The sequence below is a fragment of the Humibacter sp. genome (assembly GCF_035547335.1).
Lineage (GTDB): Bacteria > Actinomycetota > Actinomycetes > Actinomycetales > Microbacteriaceae > Humibacter.
Window position 1 is genome coordinate 1 of record NZ_DASZVF010000046.1, and the last position, 1,879, is coordinate 1,879.

General features: G+C 69.5%; 2 protein-coding genes. Both read right to left on the reverse strand.

Going from position 1 to position 1,879, the window contains the following annotated elements:
- On the reverse strand, positions 1-1,682 hold a 1,682-nt coding region (locus tag VHB92_RS10145; protein ID WP_325453632.1), incomplete at its 3' end, for a DEAD/DEAH box helicase.
- Positions 1,679-1,879: hypothetical protein (locus tag VHB92_RS10150; protein ID WP_325453633.1), on the reverse strand; the 201-nt coding region annotated here is incomplete at its 5' end. The genes VHB92_RS10150 and VHB92_RS10145, both read right to left, overlap by 4 nt.

Sequence of the window (1,879 nt, forward strand, 5' to 3'; positions counted from 1 at the left end):
GCGCCGGTGACGTTGCCGAACAGGATCCGGTCCTTGACGTGGCAGGCGTAGATCCGGCCCGGGCGCAGCACGCGGAGCAGCTGCGGGGTGAGGAAGTCCATCTGCGCCCAGAAGTGGGCGTTGTCGTCGGTGTGGCCGAAGTCGTTGTAGTTCGGCGTGTACTCGTAGTGGTTGGAGAAGGGGATGCTGGTCACGATCAGGTCGACGCTGCTGTCGTCCATGGCCTGCGTTTCGAGCACGCAGTCGTTGTTCGCGACCTGCCAGCCCTGCCCCGCGGTCTCGTGGCGGACGATCCCGAGACCGCGCACGAGCGCGGCGTCGATCGACGCACGGGAGAGGCCGTGCTCGCGGATCAGCGCGGCCATCGTGGCGCGCAGCTGGTGGTGCTGCTCCCACTTCGTGTCGAGCGCGCGCAGGACCTCGGTCTCGGACTCGGCGTAGACGATGTGCACGGTGCACGGCCGGGTCTGGCCGAACCGGTGGATGCGGTGCACGGCCTGGATGAGGTCGTTGAACTTGTGGGTGATGCCGACGAACACGGCGACCGCCGCGCGCTGCAGGTTCAGGCCCTGGCCGAGCATCACAGGCTTACCGATCAGGACCTGCGTGTTCGCGGCCTTCCACGCGAGGATCCGACGTTCGGCCTCGTCCGGGTCGAGCGAGCCGTGCACCGACGAGTAGGTGACGCCGGCCGCGGTGAGGGCCTGCTCGAGCGCGGTCTGCTCGTCGTTGAGGTCGCACCAGAGCACGACCGGCTCGTCGGGGTGTTCGGCGACGATGCTGATGGCCCTGGCGACGCGCTCCGTGAGGGTGTCGCGCTTCTCCCTTGCTGCGTCGACCACGCCGAGCGTCCCGCCGCGCAGGAGCAGGCCCTGCCCGTCGCGGTCCACACCTGCGGTGGTGTGGTCGACGGCGACCGGGTGGCGCAGGACCTCGAGCTCGGGCAGGTCGTAGCCCTCGTCGGAGTAGCCGAGGTCGCTCGGCCGCTGCAGGAACACGGCCCAGGTGGACAGCCAGAGCCAGAACTCGGCTTCCTTGTGCGGGTAGAGCGTGAGGTTGTTCGCCTTCGTGCTGTCGCGCTGGAAGAACCGGGTGAGGGCCTGCCCGGTGTCCATCACGCCGAGGTAGCCGGCGTAGTGGATGAGCTCCTTGTACCGGTTCGGTGAGGGGGTGGCGGTCGCGACCCAGCGGTGCGCGCAGCCGTCGAACAGGGTGAGGAACGTCTGGTAGGTCTTCGACCCGAACGAGCGGAGCACGCTCGCCTCGTCGAGGCTGACCGCGTCGAACAGTGCGGGGTCGAGCCGGCCGTCGCGGATCGCTTCGTAGTTCGTCAGGTAGATCCCGTCGCCGGTCACCTCGGCGCTGGTGCGGACGAACCGCACGCTGATGCCGAGCGCCGCGGCCTCGGCGGTGAACTCCTGCCGCACGCCGAGCGGGCACACGATCAGCCCGCGCCCACCCGCGCGTTCGATGGTGAGCCGCACGATCTCGAGCTGGATCCGCGTCTTGCCCAGGCCGAAGTCGGCGAACATCGCACGCCGGCCGCCCTGCACGGCCCAGCGGACGAGGTCCCGCTGGTGGGGCTTGAGCGACGGGTGCACGTCGGTGTCGGCGATGTCGAAGCCGAACGCGGGACGGAACGCGACCTTGGCCGCGACGAACTCCTCGTATTCGATGGTCACAGCGCACCCGGCCGCAGGTAGACGAGGCGGAGCAACCAGCGCTGCCACCACGCGAGCGGGTGCTGCGGGTCGGGCTGGGTGTTGATGAAGCGGCAGGCGCACTCGTGGCCGCCGGGGCAGGTGACCCACACCCAGGTCGTGATGGGCTCCGAGCGTGGGGCGAGCTCGCCGAGGATCGTGACCTCGGCCCACATCTC